Origin of the sequence: Variovorax sp. 3319, assembly GCF_031456585.1 — a bacterium.
GTDB lineage: Bacteria > Pseudomonadota > Gammaproteobacteria > Burkholderiales > Burkholderiaceae_C > Variovorax > Variovorax paradoxus_P.
Genome location: NZ_JAVDUZ010000021.1, coordinates 13,239 through 34,544 on the forward strand (window position 1 = coordinate 13,239; position 21,306 = coordinate 34,544).

Here is a 21,306-nt window from a genome sequence, read left to right on the forward strand (position 1 = left end):
AAGATGGGAGGACTCATTGCCGGCGTGCCGCCTCGCGCTCCCTCCAACCGCTGGCAGCCCGGCTGGCTCAGGCCGTCGTTTTCCGATCGGACTGGAGATCAGGATCGACGCTTCCTGCTTCGGGCCGCACGCGGCGCCGCGGTGTCCGATGCCGTGTCCAACGGTGCGCTCAAGGCATAGAACTCGTGCAGCTTCGCTGCCAGCATCCCCTTGTCCGGCAGCTGCATCCGGTATTGCGCCACCAGCGCAGGCGAGAGCGTGCGGCTCAGCGCGTACTCCACCACCTCGCTGTCCTTGCTGGCGCACAGCAGCAGGCCGATGGACGGGTTCTCGTGCGGCTTCCTCACGTCCCGGTCCAGCGCCTCCAGGTAGAAGTTCAGCTTGCCCAGATGTTCGGGCTCGAAGGCCGTGACCTTCAGTTCGATGGCCACCAGGCAGTTCAGGCCGCGGTGGAAGAACAACAGGTCGAGCGCGAAATCCTGGCTGCCCACCTGCACCGGATACTCACTGCCGATGTAGCAGAAGTCCCTTCCCAGTTCGGTGAGGAAGCGGCCCAGGTTCATCAGCAGGCTGCGGTGCAGTTCGGCCTCGGTATGCGGCTCGGGCAGGGCCAGGAAATCCAGCAGGTAGGCGTCCTTGAACTGCTGCGCGGCCTGCGGCTGCATTTCTCTCAACGCCGTTGAGACCTTGGGTGGCTGCAGCAGGGCGCGTTCGAACAGGCCGCTGTCGATCTGGCGCGCCACCTCGCGAACCTGCCAGCCCTGCTGGGCCGTCATGCGCAGATAGAACTCGCGTTCTTCCTCGCGCTTGGCGCGGCTGAGGATGTGCAGGTGCGAGGACCAGGGAATTTCTCTCAACAGCGTTGAGAGTTTCGAGCCGGGCGGATAGGCCTGGAAGAACTGCCGCATGCGCCACAGGTTCTGGGCCGAGAAGCCGCGCCGCCCCGGTTCGCGCAGGGCAATGTAGGCGGCCAGCTGCTCCACGGTTCCCTTGGCCCAGCCGTCGGCCTCGATGCGCCGGTGGAGGTATTGGCCGATGCGCCAGTAGAGCTCGATCACTTCGGCGTTGGCGGCCCTGGCCACGCGCTGCCGCGCGCCCTGGATCAGGTCGAGGACTTCGCCGAAGCCCGCTTCCGCCGTGGTGGCCGGCGTGCGGCGCCGCGATGGACCGCCCTGGCTCATGACGCGACCCGATCCACCCGGATGACGTCGCGTGCGCTGCCGGTCGCGTTCTCGCCGGCCGGCGCCCCGGTGCCTGACTTCGCAGGCCGTGCGCGCGCGTCGTGCCGGCCGACGGGCCCGGCATCGACGGCCGCGAGCACGCTGGAACCCCGAGGGCGCCCGGCCTTGCGGCCACCGTCTCGCACAGCCTGTGCGAGACAGTCCGGTGCGGTGCCGCTTTGGCGGAAATGGCGCACGCCTCGGAGGCGCGCCGCGGAAAATCGGGCGGTCCGCGGGACGAGCGCCTGGAGGTCGCGCGCCCGCTGATCGATCGCTGCGCCGCCCGATCCCCGGTGCGCCTGCTGTGTGCGACTGGCCGCGCGCGCTGCCCATGGCCGCATGCCGTCGAGGCGGCGTATCAGACCCTCGATGAAGCGGGCGACGTCAGACGGGATGGGCGTGGTGGCAGACACCCCGGAAATATAGTGCCTTGCGCTCGGCCGGTGCGTCGACGCAAGGCCCTGGGCGGAGAAGGACGAGGCCAGACGGGCCAGCCGGCTTCTTTTCATTACCCGATTCTGCAAATAGCCGAGTTCAATGTCCGCGTTCGATCCCCGGACCACTTGGCTGCGGAGGCGATCGACGCGGAGGGCCCCGATGTCGTCGTGGGTCCGTGCGATCTTGAGCCAGGTGGCCCGAAGCCGGGGTTCGTGAGCCTCGGTGGACTGGCCGGCCGCCTTCTTCTGTTCCGCCTCTTCTTTGTCTCGTGTGTGTTCTCTGTCGTGCGGCGGTTCTGCCGTGCGCATGCGAAGTTCCAGGCCGCTGTCGACTGTGATTTGGAACAGTGGACTCAGCGGCCCAATCGCTCGAGCCTTCGCGGAGCTCGACCGTGGCACCGCTGGGCGCGCTGCGTGTGCATGACGGGCGTTCGGTGCGCCGAGGCGGTGATGACGGGACGCCGACGCGCTCGAAGGTCTGCCGAGGGCGTCGAGCGGGGAACCGGCGCGGGCTCGCGAAGTGGCCGTGTCTGCACGGCGGTCACCGGCCAGGCCGCCCGCCTCGGCGGCGCGGCGCAGGCGTCGCGTGCAGGCGCTTTCGGGCTGTCCGCGTGAACTCTGCGTTCGAAGCCGCCTCTTGGCCGACGCATAGCGCGCCCGGGACGCTGTCCAGGGCTGCGGGCTTCGCCACCGTCCTCACCCGGTCCTCGCTGCGCTCGGCTGCGGCTTGCGGGCGGTCCCTGGACATCGGCCCTTTCTGCGCGCTGTTCATGCGTCGAGGCGGCTCCGAAAGCAGATGTTCAACCACCGCGGCACATGCCGCAGAAAGGAAAAGCCATGCACGCGAATCCAACTTCCAGCGCCACGCCGCGTGATGCGGGCTGCCCGCGTCACGCGGGTACGCCAACAGCCCCGGGCGTTCCCCCCGTACCCCCCGAGGACTCTCCCAAAGCAGGTGAGGACGCTGCCGAATCCGCGGGCACCGCTTCGCGGGGGCAGGGCCGCATGGATGTGCGGCAGGTCGTGACGGACCGGATCATCGCGATGCTGGAGGCGGGCGGCGGCGCGTTGCGCGAACGCTGGACGCGGGCAGCGGCGCGCGGGGTCCCGCGCAACGGCAAGACCGGCGCGCCCTACCGCGGGGCCAACGTGCTGCTGCTCTGGGAAGCGGCGATCGAAGCGGGCTATGCGTCCAATGTGTGGCTGACCTACAGGCAGGCGAAGAGCCTCGGCGCCCAGGTCCGGCAGGGCGAGCGCGGCGTGCTGTGCGCACATTTCGAGCGCAGGGCGCGGGAGCGCGGCGGCGATACCGACGAGATCCTCTCGCAAGGCGGCGTGGATGAGGAGCCACTGACGGCCTGTTCCGGTGCACGCGCGGGCGTGCTGCTGTGCCGGCCGTTCTGGCTCTTCAACCTGGCGCAGATCGACGGGTTGCCTCTCGAGGTCGTGGATCTCGGCATCGCCCCGCCGTCGGCTTCGCGGGCCCCGGTGGAGCGGGCAATGCGCCTGCTCGGGGGCTGCGACGCGACGATCCGGCACGGCTTCGACCAGGCCGCGTATCTTCCTGCGCTCGACGAGATCCGGTTGCCCTGGCCGCGGCAGTTCACCAGCGCCGAGGCGCAATGCGCGACGGCGCTGCACGAACTGGTGCACTGGACCGGTCATCCCCAGCGGCTGAACAGGACCTTCGGGCGGCGGTTCGGCGATGCGGCCTATGCGTTCGAGGAACTGGTGGCGGAGCTCGGCAGCGCATTCATCCTGGGGCACTGCGGGCTGGTCGACGCCACGGTGGAGGGACATGCGGCTTATATCGACGCGTGGGTGCAAGTGCTGCGGGCCGACCGCACGGCGATCTTCACGGCAGCGCGCCTCGCGGAGGAGGCGTTCGCGTACATCGTGGCGCGGGCGATGCCGTCATTGGCCTGAGCGCCGTCTGATCTTTACTCTCAAGAAGATGTCGCCGTTGACTCAGACAGGCCCGTACACCGAGCGGATGTGGTCTCCGGCGCTGCCATAGGCCTTGTCGCTGTATTGGTCGCCAATCGCTGCGCACAGGTCCACCACCCCGTAGGCGAACTCCATCTGCACGTCGTCGAGGCGGTCGCCGCGCTTGATGATGCCGAGCTCGGCGGCCAATGCTGTGAAAGCACCTTCAGGATTGCGCACCCTGTCCTCGGACTTTGGATCGGTTTCGAAGCGTGACGAGGCAGCATGGGGGATGGTTCAGACATCATGACCTCCACGGCATGTACTGGAAAGGTGTGCAGCATTGAGCCCGATCGCTGGCTCGTCAATCTGTTCCCGAGTGCGGGATCCGGGAATGTGCACTTGATGCACATCAGTCCCGGCGGCGTGGGATGGGAGCCGGTTTACCTGCATCCTCGAAGAAGCGAGGGAGATGCTGAAGGCGCGGCAGAGAACTGTCGGAAGCTGGACGTCATCGCCGCCTAGGACTGGCCGCTTCGAACACACCACTCAAAGAACTGGTCGAGCTCATTCGATTTGTCGAACAGCGCATCGGCCCCCAGCTCCAAACTGCGGCGATGCATCTCTTCGGTTGGATAGTTCGTCAACACAGCCATCCTCTGGTGCGAGGCCCGATCCTGGAACGTTCGCAAGACGGTGAGGCCCGAGCCCTCGCGCAGAAACAGATCCACCACGGCCAGGTCCCAGGTATCGCCGAGCTTTTCGAGCACCGCGACGCCTTCGCTTGCGGTCTCGGCGACGGCCACAACTTCTGCATCGGCAAGATCGGCCAGCGCCGGGATCAGCGCCTCCCTGATGGTGTTGCTGTCCTCGATAAGAACCGTCTGGAGCGACATGGCGCGGGAGCGGTTGCTCGGTTGGGAATTGTTGTGGTGGGTTTCTGACTGTGAGTTATACGTAATGATTGGGCTTAACATGTAGGTCGAAAGCTTGAGCTGGCGGCAGCGGCTGAGTCGTTGCCAATGTCCCGGCTAACATCGGGCCCAGACTGAAAGGTTTGTCATGACCCGTTCCTCATCCACTCTTCTGCCGGGCGAAAGCAGCGCCGATCTGGCCAAGGCGCTCAAGAAGAGTAAGCAGGCGACTGAAACGGTCCAGGAAGTTGCTGACGATCTATCGGTGGTCCACGCGGTACTCGACAGCGAAGTGCCGAAAGAAACTCTGCACCCTGATGTCGGGCAGGCGATCGAGCAAACGGAGCAGCTCAAGGACAAGCTCAAGGCCGCCGAGGAAAAGCTGAAGACTGTGAACGAGGCACTTGGGCAGCAGGTTTCCCCGAAAGGCTCCTGAGGCAGCAGCGCCTACTTGGGCGGAGCAGCTGCCTGGTCTATCCCAGACCATGTGCACCGTGGCACTTGCGCATGCCGAAGTTCCAAGCGCTTCGCTCATAGCAGCCGCGGACCCCGCAGAAGTTGCAGCGACGACGGAATAGGCTTGGGAATTTCACCGATCTTTGCAATCTCGGCGCGGCCATAGTCGGTGATGCGAGTGACTGTCGCCAGCCTTGGGGCAGCGTACCGGTCCGTGGCTGGGAAGGCGGCCATTTGCGCCTCGATGAGGCCCGTGGCGGCGAGCACCGAGACATACCGGATCTCGCTGGGTTCGACGACGCAAATCGGCAGATCTTCGTGCCTCAACCGCATCAGAAACCACATCGGCTTTCGGTTCGCGAGGCGAATTTTTGCTTGCTGGGCGCGCAGTCGCTCGGCTTCCTCGCGCAGCCACGCCGCATCGTTGGCGAGACGGCTCACCACCGAGTCGAGCGTGGCAATCCGTTCGCCCAACGCGCTGGATACTGAAATGGAATACGTCATAGAAGAGATGTGATACTTTCACATTAATCGTACTATCAGTTACAGGTGGCTGGGACTCGGTAGTTTCCAGAGGTTGCAGCCCGAAACGAATTTGTCTGACAAAGCTTCGCGCGCACGTTTCGTACGTTGTGAGCCCACTCTTGGATTTCCAGAATGTCCCGAACCGGTGACGTCCTCGACCACGAAGCTGCGATTGCCACCCTCCGCGAGCTCCTGCATGAAGCGGAGCACGGGACACTGAACTGCATCGCACTGCGCATCTATCACGCAGGTGGGAATTGGGAAGACTTAGTATTCGGGGGCACCCCGGCAGAGCAGGCACAGGCGCTCGACCACCTGTGGGCGGCTCGCGACTGAGCCGCTTCGGCCTACTGCCGGGCGGATGGGCTCAGGCTATGGCTGTTCAGCCCGTGCCGCCATCGTGGGTCCGGGTATCCCGCATCGAGCGAAGCTCGGCATAGCCTGCCTCGGTGATGCGAAACACCGTGGCCGCCCGAGAAGCTGCGTAGCGGCCCGTTGGGCGAGATGTCTGGATTTCGGCCTCGATCAAGCCGGTGGCAAGAAGCACCGAGACCGCTTGAAGATCCTCAGGATCGGTGATCCGCGCCGGAAGCTGCAGATGCATCAGCCTCATCAGGAACAAGTAGGGCATTCGACTCTCCGAGTGCCGGCTCTTGCTGGACCAAAGACGCCGGCCGTCTTTGGCGCACTGAATGTAAGTCGTACTGTTACATATTGGCAATCTATTGCTTATGCAAAGTAACCATCTTCTGAGGAATATTTCAGGGTCGGTGAAATCGCCATCGCTACGCGTCGGCGAAGATGCCGAAACGCGAAAGCGCCACAAGCGATTCCATTCGGCCCGTGGTTTGCCGCCACAGCAGCCCTAGCCGCTGCAACGAGAGGGAGCCAGGCAGGCTGTGCACCTCGCAGTACCACCTGGTCGCACCATCGTCCATCGTCCATCGACCTGCTCGGCCCCGGCCAAGCTGATGGTGTGGAGTGCGCAGGCGACCACGTCGGGCGCAGAGGACGCCGAGTGACGGCGGCATGCTGTCTCGGCGTTCTCCAGACGCCAAGCTGCGGCCGGCCTTCTGTGTCTCGCCGTGTCAGCATTCCGCATAGCCAAGGCTGATCGACGAGCTCCCGCTTGCTCAGTCGCATGCCGCCGCGGTATCGGGGTCTCATCTTCACGCGCATGACGATCTCACTCGCCGTTCGCGGTTTTCGGCGACAGCGCCGGACACCCATGCCATCACCGCACGGATGTGATCCCCTGCGTTGCGGTCCCAGTCGCCGTATGGGCCGCCAATCCTTGCGCACCTGCCTGACACCCGATCGGCGAACGCCAGCAAGGTGGCCGCTGCGGCTCACCTTCGGCAGGCTACCGGCCCGTTGCACCATCTCGGCAAGTTCTTCTTCTTCTCCTTCAATGGGAGGTTCGGGCGTCACGGGTCTCAGTGCCTTTGTACCGGCATGCGTGCGGTCTTGCCGCAGGTTTGTTTCGCGTCGCGCAATGCGGCGACGGCCGATGCCTGCGATTTGGCGCATTGCGATGGTGGTGAAAGTGCATGCGGAGCAAGCGTTGCCGCAGACGCCTGATGTTCGGATCATCGCGGCTTCCGTCGCGAAGACACGTGGGCTTGCCCCGCGGCGACCGCGACGGTACGCGCTGCGCGCCGGAACTTGGTGCGCATCTCTCCAACGTTGTCGCTGTTGCCCTGGTGTTCAGACTCATGAAAACTTTTTCCCTGTGCGCCGTCACGATGGCCACGCTCGCCCTGGGGGTCTCGTCCGCCACGAGCGCGCAGATCGGCTACCTCGGCCCGGCCGGCAGCTGGACCCATCAGGCCTGCATGGACCTGTTCGGCGACACGGATCTGGTCGCGCTCGACAGGCAGGCGCTCTTCAAGGCGCTGGACGCGAAGACCGTGGCCAAGGCCTGCGTGCCCGCCACGACGTCGGTGGTCGGGGCCACGCCCTATCTCGACGACGTGCTGGCGCTCGACGGCGTGCATGTGGTCGGCGAGTATCCGAAGGCGCTGGGCTACAGCCTGCTGGCCAAGCCCGGCACCCGCGAGGAGGACATCCGCACGGTCGTTGCGCATCCCGTGGCGCTGGAGGAAGTCAAGCCCTGGCTCGACCTGGAGATGCCGGCCGTGGAGCGCCGGGCCGCGGCCAGTGGCGGCGCCGCCGCGAAGTCGGTGGCGGAGGGGACGGCGTCGGACATTGCGGCGATGGGGCCGCCCAGCGCCGCGCGGATCTACGGGCTCACGCCGATCGTGAACGGCATCGAGGAGGGACCGCACAACACGACGCGCTGGTGGGTGCTGGGGCATGTGCTTCCGGGACCGAGCGGGCATGACAAGACCACGCTGCTGCTGACGATCGACGAGGCGGGTTTCCAGCGGTCGCTGCAGGCGCTCGCGAAATCGGCGCAAGTGCTGGCTGTCTACGAGCGCCCCGGAAAGCGATCATTGGACGGGCACCGCTATGTCGTCGATGTCGCGGGCCATGCCTCGCAGCCCGAAATCGCCAGGCTGCTCTCCAAGCGTGCGGAGTTCCGGCTGCTGGGCTCGTATCCCAGGAGATACTGAAGGTCAGTTTGCCGTGGAGTGCGGCGCAGCGGCCGCTGGCCGCAATCAACCCCAGAGGCACGCAGGACGACAAGGTCTGCATCGAGTTGCCGCCGCGGGGAATCTCGGGAGCGGGCTCTTACCGAGGCCGCGAGATTGCCGCTCATGCAGTGAGGCTTTCCAGATAGGGCCGCATGACATTCGCGACGCAATCCACGGTGCGTAGTGCCAGAGCGCCCATCGTCAGCTTGCGTTGAGACCAACCATCGCGCAGCGCTTCGAGAGCCACGTCCAGACCGATCTTGTTGCGGTACTTGAAGCAGTCGGCCACCGTCTTGGCCGCATTGAAAACCGGGACCTTCACGCCATCGATCTCCTCCTATTCGATGCCTTCGGTCAGAGCCGTCCCCGACATGCGCACGACGCCCAGGGCAGGGCGGTCGAGCCGGTGTGTAGGCGAGTGACGAGGAATCGCGATCCAGACTTCGAACGGCGCCTGCGTGCCGAGGCCATGGCACGCAGCGCCGATAGCAGGCATACCACGCCCCGCGGCACGCGCAAGGCTACTTCGGCCAAAGACCGGTACTCACTCAGCGCGCGGTCCGGCAGGGTGTAGACGCCGCGGGCGACGCGATCAAGCTTGCCGGCGGAAACCAGTCGGCTGAGCACTACCGTGGGCAAGCCATGCTCGGCCAGTTCGCGCGCGCAGCAGTGGTCAACGCCCCGGGAAAGCGAGTGAGGTTTGTTCGAGCGCGGAATCTGAGCCCATCGCCAAGTATGTTGCGATTAATAGTCTTTTGTAAATAAATGACTAAAAACCGCACGTCATTCTGCCAGCGCCGAATCGCCTCGGCGTAGGAGCGTGCGGTGATCGCTTCTCCTCGGTTGTGTGGGCAGGTGTTAGACCACGCGATGGATCGAGCCGTGGAACGCGTCTCGGGACAGGAAAGCCGCCAGGGCGAATCGCCGGTGCCTTCCGGAGCCCGGGCGCCGCAGTGATCGCTTTGCAGTGCATCGACCGCGTCAGATCCCCCTCCTGCGAATCTCATGCGTCGACCGACGCTGCGCCAACAGCCCGCGAAGGTCCGGCACCACGCGAGCTCCTGCGAGCTTGCCATGAGGCGCGCAGGCGGCCGATGCGGAACAACTACCGAGTTGTAGCCGACGGTCCAGGTGCCCGGCTGGAAGCAGCCGCCCGGGGCCTGCACATGGCGCCTCCGTCCGAAGAGCCGTCGCTGTCCTGAATGGCGCATTGCCTTACGAACTTTGACGCGTTTGTGGCGCTGAAAAAGTCACCGATTCGGGCTCGCCCCCTTGCTAACTGCGGCGGATACGAGTTCACCCACGCGCTGCGGTAGGCCGGAACGAAAGTCGCGGAGATTCCGGCGGCAATGCCGTCGGGTGGCGCACATATCGGGCAGCGTTATCGCCAGGGTGGACGTCTTCCATGGCGAGCGGACTGATCTTCGGCGTTCATTTCGAACTGCCGATCTGCGTCAGGAACGCGCGCGCATCGAGCGTGGCAGAAACTTGATCATGCCCCCGGCCGCGAGCAGATCGCTGCGGGTCGTCTGTCCTTGATCTGTGGCAATTTCAGTTACTGCGTTTCAGCGATTGCTGAAATCGGGTTTTCCGATGAAATCTGTAAGCACAGGCCGTTCGTTTGGCCGCAGCGCCGCTTCAGTGTCCCGAATCGCATCGTCGTAGCTGCACCAACGCGAATGGCGATCGAAGGCAGTATCTAAGAAGGCGCTTTGAGCTGGCCGGCAAACTCGAGAAGTAACTTTCGCTGCTTCGTGCTCAGTTGGCCAAACCAGAGGATGAGCTTGGCCAGTTCGTCGTCTGCTGCGTAAAAGTAAGCGGCGGGTATGCCGAGCTCGTCTGCTAGGCGATGGGCAAACGCGATGTTCGGTTCGTGAATTCCGCTCTCGTAGCGAGAGATGCGCGCGCTTGCAGTGCCTTCGTCCAGTCCCGCTTTCACTCCAAGCTTGTCCTGCGGCAGGCCGGCTGCCAATCGCGCAAGCCGCAGACGTGCACCGAAGATTGAGCGAGGAGATCGGCTGTCAGACACTCTACGATAGTCGTAAGGTTGACTTTCCTCGTCTCTACGTTTTTCGTAGAATCTGGACTTGCAAATCCCGCGTAAAGGCAAGTCACACGTGCCCAATCGAGCAATTGCATCCCCACTACCTAGTGCCCGGCCTTTGAGGTTGCCGGTGTCGGTGACGCGGGTCCGGCCGCGGCAACCCGCACCGGTCGTGCGCAGCCTGTCGGCTGCACGTATCGGTGCGCAGGTGAGGGCGTTGCGTATGGCGGCCGATATGTCTGCCGGTGCCTTAGCGAAGGCATCGGGAATTTCCTCCTCGATGCTCTCGCGCATCGAGCGCGGGCTGGTGTCGCCTTCGGTGGAGACCCTGGAGCGTCTCGCGAATGGTCTTGGGGTGCCGACCTCGCGCTTCTTCGGGGACCAGGCGCGGCGTACTGACTTCTGCCATGTGCGCGCAGGGCAGGGCGTTGTCGTCGATCGCGTCGGTGCTGTTTCAGACTACCGCTATGAACTGCTGGGCCACCTGCTGTCGGGCAACCTGTTCGTTGAGCCGTATCTGGTCACGCTGCTGCCCGGTGCCGATCCCTACGTGACCTTCCAGCATCCCGGCCTCAAGTTCCTGTACTTCCTGTCCGGGGAGGTCATCTACCGCTATGGCGCGAAGTCGGTTGCGTTGAGGGCGGGGGACTCTCTGCTGTTTGACGCGACAGCATTGCATGGGATCGAGGCCATCCAGACCCAGTCGGTCTCTTACCTGTCGGTGGTGTTCACGCTGCGAGAGTAGGCTGTACTTTGCGGCACTGCCGCGCAGCGGGTAGTTCGCTCGATCGATGTTCGGCGCGCCGAACATCGATGGAGGGCGCCGAACTGCCGATCGGCAGCAACGCTTCGGGAACGGCGAAACGGCGAGGGGAGTTCGACGCTGAATCCCGAGGGCGAAGTCCTTGTGCGGCTATGAGGCCAGGTAGCGGTACAGCGCCACATAGCCGCGGTTGTCCTCGCCGATGATCAGCTCACGCTTTCCGCCTGCGAAGGGGCGGCTGATCAGCGGGCTGCGCGAAGGGATCTGAATGGCATCGAGAATCTCCCCCGACCCGGTCCGCCACGTCGGCGACCTGGTGCTGTTTCAGATGGCCGATGTCACGGTCGACGTCGTCCAGGACTTCCGGGGCTAGCTCGATGTGGAACATGGGCCGGTCAGGGCGCCGGCCTGCGCGCCAGAGGCCGACGAGGTTTCTGGCCGGCCCCGCGCGCCTTCAAGTAAGCCGCAGCCTGCTCCCAGGCGACCGATTCGCCGGTGCGCTGCAGCGCCGCCCACCGCTTGTCTGCGATCCGATGCAGTTCCTCATTCAATTCGCTGCGCTCGACCATGTCGGACAGCGCGTCCAGAATGAACGCGTGTGAAGACCTGCCCGACCTCGCAGCCGCAGCCGCAGCCGCGATGCGGGCCTTGAGCTCATCTTCAAGACGGACGGTCGTTGTCGGCATGTTGATGGACTTCATGACGTTGACGGTTGTACAGCTGTCTACGCAAGCCGGTGGACCTCGCTATTGCACAGCCCCGCCGGTAGCGTCAGGCGGCGGTGCGCATTGCGCTGCCTGGTTGACGTAGGACGGGGCGTGGTTTATCGGTCCCGGGAATCTACGGCCAGTGGCTCGGTGAATATTCGCTTGAGGCGCCGGCCTGTCCAGACATAGTAGAACTTGTCAGCCGGCCGGGCGCGATCGAGGCTGCCTGCGATGATCAGCAGGCGGCTATCAGGCCGAAAATCCACGCGCTCGTCATCGTTGCCCATCGCGCCACTGATCTCGTTCACGCCCGGCAAGGTGTAAACCTGGCCAGTCTCGTAATCAAGCACTGCGATGTTTCGGCAATCGGTGCCACACCCCCAACTGACAACATGCAGATGACCGCCGAAGTTGGGCGCCTCGTTGTAAGCGCGATGGATTGCAGTGGTATAGCGGCGGGCCGTTTGCGTCGTCAGCCGCAGCGGCGGACGCGTGCCTGTTTTTGGCTGATAGCTCGCCGTCGCCGGATAGTCGGTGAACTTTGGCGGGTTCTTCGCAAACGCGGTGGCTGTGCACAGCAGGATTGATAACGTGCAGATCTTGATCGCTTGTTTGATGTTCACCTTGGGACCTCCTGTTGCACGGTGCGACTCACTCGAAGTTCTGCCGCCGCGGGGCGCCTCATTTGGCGATCGGTCAGCATTCCACCACTGCTGCCATCGCTCTTCAGACGGCACCGGCCGCCATCAAAGCGGCTGCGTTTTTGCCTGCCTTTGTAGGAGTGTGTATTCCAGGGCTCTTGAGCACCTAGTCCGATCGTATGATCACCGTGTCCGGTGCTCATGAGCGCTGGAGTCATGAACTTTTCATTCTTAAATTTAGAATTTTCGGCCACAGCGATTGTGGTTAACTTTTGGACGCTAGGGCCCACGCGAATGCCGGTCCTAGGGGCTCGAGCGCAATCTCCGGACCCCCGGTCCTTCATCGAGCCACGACGCTCAACTCGTCCCGCTAGACAACCGTCGAACGAGCGCCAGCTCAGCGCTGAGCATTGGAACTCCGGGGCCTTTGCCGGAATTATGAAAAGGCGCAGGCATGACAACACGAGCACACGAGCGGCGGCGCGGCGAGCAGTGTGCGACCGCCGCACACCCTCTGGCTCGATCCTGGGCAGTGCTCCACCGTCGACCAATTGCTGGGGTGAGCAAGGTACTGTGCGATCGTCGCACACCAGTTCCGAGGAGTTCAGTCTTCGACTGTCTCTAATTGTCTATCGGTCGTGCGATCGCGAAATCGTCCAGTGACACCGAACTGCTCGAGCCGCACGTTGCCTTGAACTCACGGCGACGATCGCCAACGCGTTCACGCCTTCTTCGTGAAGCCAAGAATTTTCATCGGCCCGGCGAGCGTCTGCCTGGCTTTCCAGTAACCCTCCCATGGATCATGGCTCTGAAATGAGAGGTGCTCGCGCGCAGGGGCAATCGTCCATTGCGCACCGCTCTTCAGCATGGCGAGATTGTCCCAACTCACAGGGACCGAAACACCAAGGCCGGGCCGGGCGAGAGCAGAGAATGCGGCCGCCGTGGTCGCGCCATGTCCATCGCGCAAATAGTCAACGAAGAGCTTTCCGACGCGATTCGCTCGACCGCTCTTCGCAACAAAGCGCGAGGGTATCGTCCGCGCCAGATGCTGGACGACCGCTTGCGAAAACGCCTTGACGGTGTCGTAGTCGTTCCTTGGCGCCAAAGGCACGACGACGTGGAGCCCTTTGCCCCCGCTCGTCTTCAGCCAGGACTCGAGGCCCAGTTCCAAGAGCAGGGTACGCACGAGCGTGGCTGCCTCCTGCACATGCTGCCAAGTCGTGCCTTCGCCCGGGTCCAGATCGAAAATCATCCGGTCCGGCTTGTCGATGTTCTTGGCGAGCGAGTTCCAGGTGTGGAACTCGATGACATTCATCTGAGCCGCGTTCGCCAGGGCCTGCGCCGTGCCCACCTCGAGCAGCCCCCCCGTGCCCAGGCCAGAGCTTCTCATCAAGTGCCCTTGACGCCCGGGATGCTCAACTTGTCGTCATGTTTTGACACGGAGAGCCGTATCGGTCGACTACACCGGTAGGGGTTCCATCTGTTCAGGGGGTGAGTGGTACTGATCATCTACAGTTGTCACGGGTGCCTGGAAGTCAGGCCTGTTCTAACAGCTACACGGTGGAGCCGGTTTGCAATGACAGACGAGAAAAAATAGAAGCAGCGGAGACTGTGCTCGGAAAGCCGGTGCTGCCTGAGTTCTCCGAAGCGACCGCCAAGATAAGGTTCAATCTCATGGTGGTCGCTTGCATCACCATCGCTATGGTCATTCTGGACGTAAAGGTTGCGCCCCAGAACACCTTGCGCGGTGTGACCTTCGAAGGTCTAACGACCGCAAATCTCAAAACTGGGCTCTTGGCGATAAACCTTTCCATGTTCATCCATTTCGCTTGGTGCGCCGTGGACGGCTGCAGGAATGGCACTGCGCATTACGGGGACCAGAGTTGCATTTCTAACCGGCGCTCGTCAGTTGTCCGCTGAGGCAGACCATCCAGACGATCCACGTCAATCCGCCCTTTACAACTGGTGGCTTAAACAATGTTCGCGAATGAAGCGCGTGGAAGAAGGTTCGATCAAGCTACAGCAGGATCTCGCGAGGTTCATTGAGGAGTCTAAACAGCCCGATTTCCAGACCGGCCTAATGCCCGGCACCCCGATTCGATCGGTCCTCGACGGTCTCAAATCCGAAATGGTGACGCTTGTGCAAGAGGTCGGTCAGGCGAGGGCGGTGGTGCAGTCCGCTCGGGTTCCCGCGTCACTTCGGCGGTTCAATGGAGCATTTGAACTCTTTCTCAGAAGCCAAAATCTACGCTGGCTGGTAATCGAGGCGGGCTTTCCTCTCTTAATAGGCGCCGGCAGCATATTTCTGCTGCTGCACGAGCGCTGGAGCTAGGGGTTATTTCGCCGCCCGCCGTGCCGGGCCACTGGCGAAAGCGACCCCGTCGTTGATCGGCCGCGACCATTCGACCGCCGCTCGGTCGGGCAGCATCACTCCCAGCCGCTCATCGCGCCCGAAGGTCACGTGCGACATCCCAGCTCGAGCGGTTCGACGGTATGCCACTGCTGCTGCAGTCGGTGTGCGCAGGCGGCAATCCAGGTGGTAGTTAAGTTCGTCGGCCGTAGCGGACCAGTGCAACCGAAAGTAGCATTTACTTAGAGTACAGTCGTAAGACCTCCACACGGAACCCGCAAGGGCAGGACAAATGACCACACCGGAAGAGGCAACGGCAATGGCAACCGCTTCAGCTGCGGGCCTGCTTGGAACAGAGATGGCGCTCGCGGCAGCTTTGAGAGCGCTCATCAAAACTCACCCGAACCCGGGTGCGCTTGCACAAGAACTTGCGCAGCAGCGGCAATTTTCCCAAGCTCATCTCGAAGCGAGCCCGATCCCGGATAAGGCACTGGTGGGCTTCGAGCTGACCTGGGCATTGATCCTTCATCGAGATCCCGCTCAAGACGTGCGGCTTGTGTCAGAGTCGTAGCTATAGCCCAGGGAACACAGCCTCGCGGCCATGGTGGCTTGTAGGTGCTCGATCAGGCGCCGGAGGCAGGCGCCGCTCCACACCCGCCGCGGACCTCCTCTTCGTCGTCCGCGCAACGTCCTTCGGTCACGGGGCCGTTGTAGACCGTATCCATGACCGGCCCCCGGTCGGTGTCCTCGCTTGTGAGCGTGTCGTGGTAGGCGGCCTGCCCGATGCCCACCATCGAGGGGCTTGCGGCCGCTTGGCTGCTTGCGGATTCGTCGAGCTCATTGGGTTGCTGCGGTACCGGTCGTTGAAGGCCATCACCGCTGGCCTGCGACCAGCGGGTCTCGCCAGGGTGCGCGGTCTGGCGCCGGTCCGCGTTCGCACCGGCCTCTTGCGTTCCTTCGGCCTCTTCTGTACCGCCCTTGTTGTCCAAGTCTTTCATGTTCATCCATTCTCCATTGGCTGCAGCGCGTTCGTCCCGAGCGCAGGCGCGAACTGCCGCCGGTGGAACCGGCAAACGGCGTTCCCGTCGGGACGTGCGTGCGCGGCACTCGACCTCGACGTGCTGGTTCTTCGCGCAGTGCGAGGGCCGCTTGCCAGAGGCGTGCGAGAGGATGTCTATGACATCCCCGCCCATCATCCCTTCAAGATCCCCGAGTTGTGAGCAGAGGCGCGACAGGCCTGTGGTGCCGCCAGCGGGGCGGCCTCCCATGACTCACCGCCACTTGACGGATCCCGAGCCGAGATCAAGCTGCGAGAAAGATACGAAGGAAACTTCGCGCGGCGACCGCATTGGCACGGTGCCACTGCACGTTCATGCGTCCCTCCTCCCAGATGCGCTCAGGACGTTGCTGTATCGCCATGCACCAGTTGGCTCCTGCAAGAGCACTAACAACTCGCGGTCCGCCTGCAGAGCTTCGTACCTATCATCAAGCAATGAGAACTGCGAACCTGCCTGAAACTTTGGTTGGAGCATGCTTATGTGGATGCGTCAGATTCGAGGTCCGTACGCCGGTGCTGAAATTTGTCGCTTGTCGCTGTTCCCGGTGCCGGAAAAGCTCCGGCAGTAGCCACGCCACAAATCTGGCTGTGCCACCTCATCAGTTTGTCTGGTTATCTGGAGAGTCTTCTGTCACTAGATTCGAGCTGCGTACAGCAGCTCGTTTCGGGCGATGCTTCTGCGCTGTCTGCGGCGCACCGGTGCCCAGGCTTGCGCGTGACGGGGAATTCGTGATCGTTCCAGCAGGCGCCATCGAAACTGAATTTCAGCTGACGGCCGAGCAGCTGCACACTGAGTCAGCCGCGGCTTGGGACGCGCTGGGGGCCTGACCCTGCAGCAGCGGTTGGATTTTCGCCAGATCGGGCCGAAGGAGGAGGAACAGTGACGACGCACATATTCAACACGGCGCGCAGCAACGAAGAGTTGCTCGCGAACATCGACCGAGGCTGCGAGGTGGACTTGCTGCTCTTCTGGGGCCATCAAGCATCCAGGGATGGAACCCTCAGCAAGGCCTGCTTCAGCCAGTGGTACGAAGCGCCATTCACCCTCGAAGGCGACACCTACCGGACCGCGGAGCACTTCATGATGGCGGGCAAGGCACGTCTCTTTGATGACGCAGCGACCTGCGAAAGAATCCTTGCTGCGCGCACCCCTGGCGAGGCCAAGAAGCTGGGCCGGGAGATTCGCAGCTTCGATGAGGCGGTCTGGTCGGGCGCGCGCTTCGACCTGGTGACGCGCGGCAACGTGGCCAAGTTCACACAGAATCCAGCACTGGGCGCGTTCCTTCTTGGCACCGGCGACAAGGTCTTGGTCGAGGCAAGTCCGCTCGACACAATCTGGGGCATCGGACTCGCGGCGATGGACCCGGTGGCGCGCGACCCTCGCGAGTGGCAAGGCTTGAATCTGCTGGGCTATGCGTTGATGGCCGCGCGGGATGAGCTAAGACGGGTTGCTGGTCCGGCAGCGTAGTGCCTCGCACGCCGCTGGCCCACTCGTTGTGATCAGCCCGATGGACACCCGCGATGGCCAGCGCGAAAGGCCCCATCGGCTGGCGCCAAGATGGGGCCTGAGCCGCGGAGCGGGATGGGTGTGGATCACGCTGTGTACGGCCTCGCATTCGCTCCGCGACATGCTGACCAATGGTGGGATTGGCATCGCTTTTCTGTGGCCTGTCGCTGAAGCTCGTTTTTTCAGTCCGTGGCGACCCATTGAAGTGTCGCCAGTTTCCATTCAGCGCTTCTTATCGCCCCGTGGGATCCAGGTGATCCTCAATGAAGTCGTCACCGTCTGGGCCCCGATGCTGGCCCTGGCCTCTGCGGTCCAGTCCCGACTGATCGTCGCAATTCGACGCCGTGGGGCCGCGCAGCGGGCCTGGAGGCACGCGACTCTCGCGAAATTGGCAAGGCCTGGATCTGCTGGGCTATGCTCCGCGCGGTGAGTGGAGACGAGTTGCAGGTCCGTCAGCAAGTGCCTCGCAAGCCGCCGGGTTTATTCATTGCCGTGCAAGCCGGAGGTCGAACTCGCCTCGCAGCCGTAGCGGAAGTCTCGTCTGCGTGCCATCGCCCGCGGCAGACCATCCTGCGTTCATCTTTGTATGCAGACCGGCAGAGGAGATTGCGCCTCATGCAGATGCGCTGCTTGTGCAGGAGGACGAGCCGATTGGTGTCGTTTTCGTCTTACCGCTTGTGAATACCCGAGGCGTCGGGAAACAAGGGGCTCGCGCTGTCGGTTTTGCTCAATCCGCACGCCAACGAACTCCGGGCGAGCCTCACCAGCTCGCCCCTCGACCTCTCTTCGGAGAGCGACGATGATCGTCGTGATCGGAAGGGATGCGAATTCTTGCGGCCAGGAGAACTTTTCCCGGTCTGTTTAATGATTTTTCTCTGACTCATCCTGCGGACGCAGGAATCACATTGGCGCATCATGAAACTACGATGGAAATCGAGGACTGGAGGTCAGCGGGTTAGCGCCGCGACTCACCTGTTATGTCCATCAGGTCGACACTGCTTTATGTGAAACCCCCGGTTCCTCGCCTAACCTTAATTCATTGCAGACCGATCGACCATCCAGCAGTGGTTCGCGTTGCGGCTATTCCGACCGAGCAGCCAAGCAGCTGCTCCATACGCAAAGTCCTGTGGAGCGTCGCGAGCGGAGCACGTCCAGGAAGGACGATGCATCTAAGTCATGATCTCGGAGCGCATTCCCAATGTTCGCATGTTGAGTGTGCGCGCAGCGATTTTCAAGAGCTGAGGAGCGTCAACTGGCGGGACCGACGTTGGTATGAAGGCCCTCGAGAAGGCGCTGAAGGTCGAATCCCTGGATTGCGATCGATTTGGGTACAACATGGAACAGGCGCGGCGCCATGTAGAGCAGCAGGTATTGGCTGTTGTGACGCCATTTCAGTATGTTGCCCCAAGTAATCCGACTTTCGCCAAATTCTGTTCCAAGGTGCAGGCCACAATCGTTGAGGACAGCCGAGAATTCAGCCTGGATCGCTCTGTAGTTGCGATAGTGGCGTCGGCTGACAAACCGAAAAAGCACAGGTACCGCGAAGATTGCAAGAAGATTCGAGGCCAGTGTGATGCACGCAAGGGCGCGCATGTCTTGCGACCCGCAGGCGGCACCGGCGGCGAGGATGAATGCCAGCACAGCCCCAATCCATCGAAGGGCCGGCGGCATCTTTGAGTGAAGTCGGATCGCATCGATGTAGTCGTCTTCTGTTATCTTGAATGTCGCGGTCTTCATGTCAGGTGCAAGGGAAGTTGGATATCTCGACGACCCTTGGCAGTCGAATGCCAAGTCGCACGGGTTGAACGGAAATATCTCATCTGTGCACGATCGCTTGCCTCCTGCTTTTGCACGGGGCGTCTTGGACGACTCTGCGGTTTTGGGACGCCTGTTCGGTGCCGTTGTGCAGGAGGTCGAGACCTGCGCACGCTATTCGGCACTTGGACCGCGCACCGGACCGCGAAGCGCGTCGTGTGTCCGTGTTCGCGTCGGTGCTCAGGCGTTCTCTCCGCTGTGGCAAAGCACATCGCATTAAATCGACGCCACGCAGTGGGACAGCCGACGCGCGCGTGCCTGACGGGCAGTCCTCAGGCGGTCCGCTCGACGCGGCACCAACCGCACAGCGGATTGCTTGCCAGCAGCGGCGATATCAGCCTATGCATGTCATCGAAACTGGGGCCGTACATGTAGATGGCCGTTTCGGTCGGACCCTCCCAGTGCGAATGGATGTCCCCCGCTTCATCGAGCAGGCGTTCGCACTCATCGAAAACGCGATTGACGTCGCATTCCTCGTAGACATAAGCCGGCAGGTCCGAGCCATTCAAGTAAAGGGCCAGGCCTTCCTGCGCGCCAAATTCAACGGCAGTTTCCTTTCCCTTCAGCTTGATTCTGGAACGCTTCGGTGCAAGGAGCGCCTCGAAGGCATCGATCACATGCCTGACGCTGGCGTCCGAGTCGTTTGCCAACTCGATCTCGATATCACACTCCAGAATTTCCCCCTCCTCAGACAACAGCGATCCGCCACCGGTGATCCGGTGACCATGTTGCTGCATCAGCGGCTTCAGCGCGTCCTCCAAGTGGGAGCGGGTGTCCGGTTGCAGCCGGGCGTTCAAGGTCACGACCGCCGAACATCGCTTCTTCTTGAAAGTCATAGAGTCCTCACCGAAATGTGCATTTTCGGTTTGCCGCACCCAAGATCGTTCTCATACGGTGGCAGGAGGGCAGCGCGGCCGGAGAGCTCCCAGCACCCGATCACTGTGCCGGACTTCCTTTGCCGAAATATCCAAGACTTGGACCATAACTGACGCCCGGTCCGTTCATATGCAGTTGGAGGATGAATTGGCGAGGAGCCTGGGGGTCTCACATCAAGCAGTGTTGAGGGGGGCGATTATTCATCGAGATTGGCGGCGCTGACCCGCTTATCCCCCCGGCTTCTCGACTTCAATCGTATGCTGAGATAGACGGCTGGGAAGACCTGTGCGCGCAGGATGTATTGCGCCAAGAAGTGCTGATAGACCGGCAGTCCTACGTCGACCAGCCCTCGGTAGCCGTTCTCAACCGATGATGTCGGGACCAAGCCTGCCAAAGTCCAACTCCGTGCCAGCTGCACAAGTTCAGAGGAATCGCCCCTGCCTCGGCGCAGCGGCGCCCTTGGTAGAACGGGTCGCCATCTGGAGCCGCTGATGCCTCGGTCCCAGGCGGCGCCTCTCTCGATGGAGCTCGTCGCTCTACGGCTAGATTCGGACCTGGTGGATGGACAAGCCCAAAAGGGCGTGCAGAAGTCGCGAGTCCTCGAAATTGCAGGCGGAGAAGATCACCGCAATAGTGCAATTGGTATGTGTTGGCACAGGAGACCCGTACAACCGCTTTCGAGCAGGTCAGCCGGTGTGAGCGTAACGCGCGCCCTGAGCAGATGGCCAAGCGGTGGCCGTGCACGCGCCGTTCACTACTCCGATTTGAGAATCGTCTCGCCCTTCAACGCGCCCATGTCGCGGGTGTTGAAGCGGTGCCGCTTCCATCCCTCCCACGTGCGGCGCATGTGGGTGATCGAGATGAAGTAGTACAGAAACTTGAACATGCCGAGCGCCCGCCAGATCGGCGTGTCGCGATAGATGTCGCCGGCCAGCAGCGACATCAGCCCTTCCTTCACGCGGAACGGGTTGCCCGGGTGCATGAACATGTCGCGGATCGTCGGGTTGGTCACCCGATAGATGAACCACGAATACTCGCGCGGTCCCTTGCGCATCATGGCTTCGAAATCCTTGCGCGCGGGCGCCAGTTCGGCCGGCTTGTCCAGCGCCGTGGCCACCAGGTCGGCACCGTCGAATGCGCTGTGCATTGCCAGGTACACGCCGGACGAGAACATCGGGTCGATGAAGGTGAAGGCATCGCCCAGCATCAGGTAGCGGTCGGCCGTGGCATGGGTGCTCGAATACGAGAAGTTGCCGGTGGCGTGCACTGCGTCGTCCACCAGCGTGGCATTCTTCAGCCGGTCCACCAGCACCGGGCAAAGCGCGATGGTGTCGTAGAAAAAGTCTTTCAGCGGCTTGTCGCGCGTCTTCAGGTAGTAGGGCCAGCAGACCGCGCCCACGCTGGTGGTGCCGTCGGCCAGCGGAATGAACCAGAACCAGCCGTGCGGAAACCAGCAGATGCTGATGTTTCC

General features: G+C 62.7%; 24 protein-coding genes and 1 pseudogene. 9 read left to right on the forward strand and 16 right to left on the reverse strand.

The genetic code is table 11. From position 1 onward, the window contains the following. Nucleotides 1-98 precede the first annotated feature (98 nt). Complete coding sequence (locus J2X67_RS26985) at nucleotides 99-1,181, reverse strand: YhcG family protein (protein WP_281147512.1); 1,083 nt, start codon at nucleotides 1,179-1,181, stop codon at nucleotides 99-101. After that, nucleotides 1,178-1,966: a hypothetical protein gene (locus J2X67_RS26990; protein WP_309958044.1), complete on the reverse strand. Its 789-nt coding sequence runs from the start codon at nucleotides 1,964-1,966 to the stop codon at nucleotides 1,178-1,180. The genes J2X67_RS26985 and J2X67_RS26990 overlap by 4 nt, the downstream gene beginning before the upstream one ends. A gap of 696 nt (nucleotides 1,967-2,662) precedes the next feature. On the opposite strand from J2X67_RS26990, the gene J2X67_RS26995 reads away from it, so the two are divergent. Beyond that, the gene (locus J2X67_RS26995) at nucleotides 2,663-3,583 is read left to right on the forward strand and encodes a zincin-like metallopeptidase domain-containing protein (protein WP_309958045.1); all 921 of its coding nucleotides are present in this window, start codon (nucleotides 2,663-2,665) and stop codon (nucleotides 3,581-3,583) included. Between the two features lie 42 nt (nucleotides 3,584-3,625). Here the strand turns inward: J2X67_RS26995 and J2X67_RS27000 are convergent, their stop codons facing one another. Together J2X67_RS27000 and J2X67_RS27005 are read right to left on the reverse strand one after the other, a co-directional pair. Continuing rightward, nucleotides 3,626-3,823 (reverse strand): hypothetical protein, encoded by a 198-nt coding sequence (locus J2X67_RS27000; RefSeq protein WP_309958046.1) that lies wholly within the window; start codon nucleotides 3,821-3,823, stop codon nucleotides 3,626-3,628. Between the two features lie 281 nt (nucleotides 3,824-4,104). Further along, nucleotides 4,105-4,479 (reverse strand): response regulator, encoded by a 375-nt coding sequence (locus J2X67_RS27005; RefSeq protein WP_309958047.1) that lies wholly within the window; start codon nucleotides 4,477-4,479, stop codon nucleotides 4,105-4,107. 166 nt (nucleotides 4,480-4,645) lie between these two features. Between J2X67_RS27005 and J2X67_RS27010 the strand changes: the two genes are divergently transcribed. Further along, entirely contained in the window at nucleotides 4,646-4,933 is a 288-nt protein-coding gene (locus J2X67_RS27010) for a hypothetical protein (protein WP_309958048.1), read from the forward strand. A gap of 95 nt (nucleotides 4,934-5,028) precedes the next feature. On the opposite strand, the gene J2X67_RS27015 is transcribed toward J2X67_RS27010, so the two are convergent. Both J2X67_RS27015 and J2X67_RS27020 read right to left on the reverse strand, forming a co-directional pair. Beyond that, nucleotides 5,029-5,457 carry a hypothetical protein gene (locus J2X67_RS27015; RefSeq protein ID WP_309958050.1) on the reverse strand — a complete coding sequence of 143 codons (429 nt, stop codon included), beginning with the start codon at nucleotides 5,455-5,457 and terminating at the stop codon, nucleotides 5,029-5,031. 403 nt (nucleotides 5,458-5,860) lie between these two features. Beyond that, nucleotides 5,861-6,109 carry a hypothetical protein gene (locus J2X67_RS27020; RefSeq protein WP_309958052.1) on the reverse strand — a complete coding sequence of 83 codons (249 nt, stop codon included), beginning with the start codon at nucleotides 6,107-6,109 and terminating at the stop codon, nucleotides 5,861-5,863. 1,114 nt (nucleotides 6,110-7,223) lie between these two features. Between J2X67_RS27020 and J2X67_RS27025 the strand changes: the two genes are divergently transcribed. Next, nucleotides 7,224-8,054, forward strand: a complete 831-nt coding sequence (locus tag J2X67_RS27025; RefSeq protein WP_309958054.1) for a prephenate dehydratase domain-containing protein — start codon at nucleotides 7,224-7,226, stop codon at nucleotides 8,052-8,054. Between the two features lie 142 nt (nucleotides 8,055-8,196). On the opposite strand, the gene J2X67_RS27030 is transcribed toward J2X67_RS27025, so the two are convergent. The 3 genes from J2X67_RS27030 to J2X67_RS27035 all read right to left on the reverse strand — a co-directional run bounded on the left by J2X67_RS27030 (nucleotide 8,197) and on the right by J2X67_RS27035 (nucleotide 10,413). Continuing rightward, the gene (locus J2X67_RS27030) at nucleotides 8,197-8,397 is read right to left on the reverse strand and encodes a hypothetical protein (RefSeq protein WP_309958055.1); all 201 of its coding nucleotides are present in this window, start codon (nucleotides 8,395-8,397) and stop codon (nucleotides 8,197-8,199) included. 32 nt (nucleotides 8,398-8,429) lie between these two features. Beyond that, a complete protein-coding gene (locus J2X67_RS27770) occupies nucleotides 8,430-8,702 on the reverse strand; it encodes a type IV toxin-antitoxin system AbiEi family antitoxin domain-containing protein (protein WP_354328600.1) in 273 nt (90 codons plus the stop codon). Nucleotides 8,703-9,774: 1,072 nt separating this feature from the next. After that, the gene (locus J2X67_RS27035; protein WP_309958056.1) at nucleotides 9,775-10,413 is read right to left on the reverse strand and encodes a helix-turn-helix transcriptional regulator; all 639 of its coding nucleotides are present in this window, start codon (nucleotides 10,411-10,413) and stop codon (nucleotides 9,775-9,777) included. On the opposite strand from J2X67_RS27035, the gene J2X67_RS27040 reads away from it, so the two are divergent. Further along, nucleotides 10,343-10,864, forward strand: coding sequence for an XRE family transcriptional regulator (locus J2X67_RS27040; protein ID WP_309958057.1), 522 nt, complete (start codon nucleotides 10,343-10,345; stop codon nucleotides 10,862-10,864). The two genes, J2X67_RS27035 and J2X67_RS27040, sit on opposite strands and share 71 nt — an antisense overlap. Before the next feature lie 413 nt (nucleotides 10,865-11,277). Here J2X67_RS27040 and J2X67_RS27045 read toward each other — a convergent pair whose 3' ends face one another. From J2X67_RS27045 to J2X67_RS27055, 3 genes and pseudogenes are all read right to left on the reverse strand, one after another. After that, nucleotides 11,278-11,583, reverse strand: a complete 306-nt coding sequence (locus J2X67_RS27045; RefSeq protein ID WP_309958059.1) for a CopG family transcriptional regulator — start codon at nucleotides 11,581-11,583, stop codon at nucleotides 11,278-11,280. A 122-nt stretch (nucleotides 11,584-11,705) separates the two neighbouring features. Continuing rightward, nucleotides 11,706-12,212, reverse strand: a complete 507-nt coding sequence (locus J2X67_RS27050; protein WP_309958061.1) for a hypothetical protein — start codon at nucleotides 12,210-12,212, stop codon at nucleotides 11,706-11,708. 739 nt (nucleotides 12,213-12,951) lie between these two features. Next, nucleotides 12,952-13,624 (reverse strand): annotated as a pseudogene (locus J2X67_RS27055) (DNA primase small subunit domain-containing protein); the annotation flags it as partial. 461 nt (nucleotides 13,625-14,085) lie between these two features. Between J2X67_RS27055 and J2X67_RS27060 the strand changes: the two are divergent. Next, the gene (locus J2X67_RS27060) at nucleotides 14,086-14,562 is read left to right on the forward strand and encodes a hypothetical protein (RefSeq protein WP_309958063.1); all 477 of its coding nucleotides are present in this window, start codon (nucleotides 14,086-14,088) and stop codon (nucleotides 14,560-14,562) included. A 310-nt stretch (nucleotides 14,563-14,872) separates the two neighbouring features. Then, complete coding sequence (locus J2X67_RS27065; RefSeq protein ID WP_309958064.1) at nucleotides 14,873-15,151, forward strand: hypothetical protein; 279 nt, start codon at nucleotides 14,873-14,875, stop codon at nucleotides 15,149-15,151. A 52-nt stretch (nucleotides 15,152-15,203) separates the two neighbouring features. Here the strand turns inward: J2X67_RS27065 and J2X67_RS27070 are convergent, their stop codons facing one another. Continuing rightward, entirely contained in the window at nucleotides 15,204-15,578 is a 375-nt protein-coding gene (locus J2X67_RS27070; protein ID WP_309958065.1) for a hypothetical protein, read from the reverse strand. A 494-nt stretch (nucleotides 15,579-16,072) separates the two neighbouring features. Here J2X67_RS27070 and J2X67_RS27775 point away from each other — a divergent pair, with 494 nt between their 5' ends. Genes J2X67_RS27775 through J2X67_RS27080 form a run of 3 tightly spaced genes read left to right on the forward strand, consistent with a single transcriptional unit; the run spans nucleotide 16,073 to nucleotide 17,574 of the window. Next, nucleotides 16,073-16,465, forward strand: coding sequence for a GFA family protein (locus J2X67_RS27775; RefSeq protein WP_354328590.1), 393 nt, complete (start codon nucleotides 16,073-16,075; stop codon nucleotides 16,463-16,465). Nucleotides 16,466-16,517: 52 nt separating this feature from the next. After that, nucleotides 16,518-17,105 (forward strand): NADAR family protein, encoded by a 588-nt coding sequence (locus J2X67_RS27075; protein ID WP_409050548.1) that lies wholly within the window; start codon nucleotides 16,518-16,520, stop codon nucleotides 17,103-17,105. A gap of 40 nt (nucleotides 17,106-17,145) precedes the next feature. Beyond that, nucleotides 17,146-17,574: a metal-dependent hydrolase gene (locus tag J2X67_RS27080; protein WP_309958066.1), complete on the forward strand. Its 429-nt coding sequence runs from the start codon at nucleotides 17,146-17,148 to the stop codon at nucleotides 17,572-17,574. A gap of 818 nt (nucleotides 17,575-18,392) precedes the next feature. Here J2X67_RS27080 and J2X67_RS27085 read toward each other — a convergent pair. The 3 genes from J2X67_RS27085 to J2X67_RS27095 form a co-directional block, all read right to left on the reverse strand. Then, the gene (locus J2X67_RS27085) at nucleotides 18,393-18,881 is read right to left on the reverse strand and encodes a YcxB family protein (RefSeq protein ID WP_309958067.1); all 489 of its coding nucleotides are present in this window, start codon (nucleotides 18,879-18,881) and stop codon (nucleotides 18,393-18,395) included. Between the two features lie 350 nt (nucleotides 18,882-19,231). Then, the gene (locus J2X67_RS27090; protein ID WP_309958068.1) at nucleotides 19,232-19,795 is read right to left on the reverse strand and encodes a hypothetical protein; all 564 of its coding nucleotides are present in this window, start codon (nucleotides 19,793-19,795) and stop codon (nucleotides 19,232-19,234) included. A 794-nt stretch (nucleotides 19,796-20,589) separates the two neighbouring features. Beyond that, a partial coding sequence (locus J2X67_RS27095) for a tryptophan 7-halogenase (RefSeq protein WP_309958069.1) occupies nucleotides 20,590-21,306 on the reverse strand: 717 nt, incomplete at its 5' end.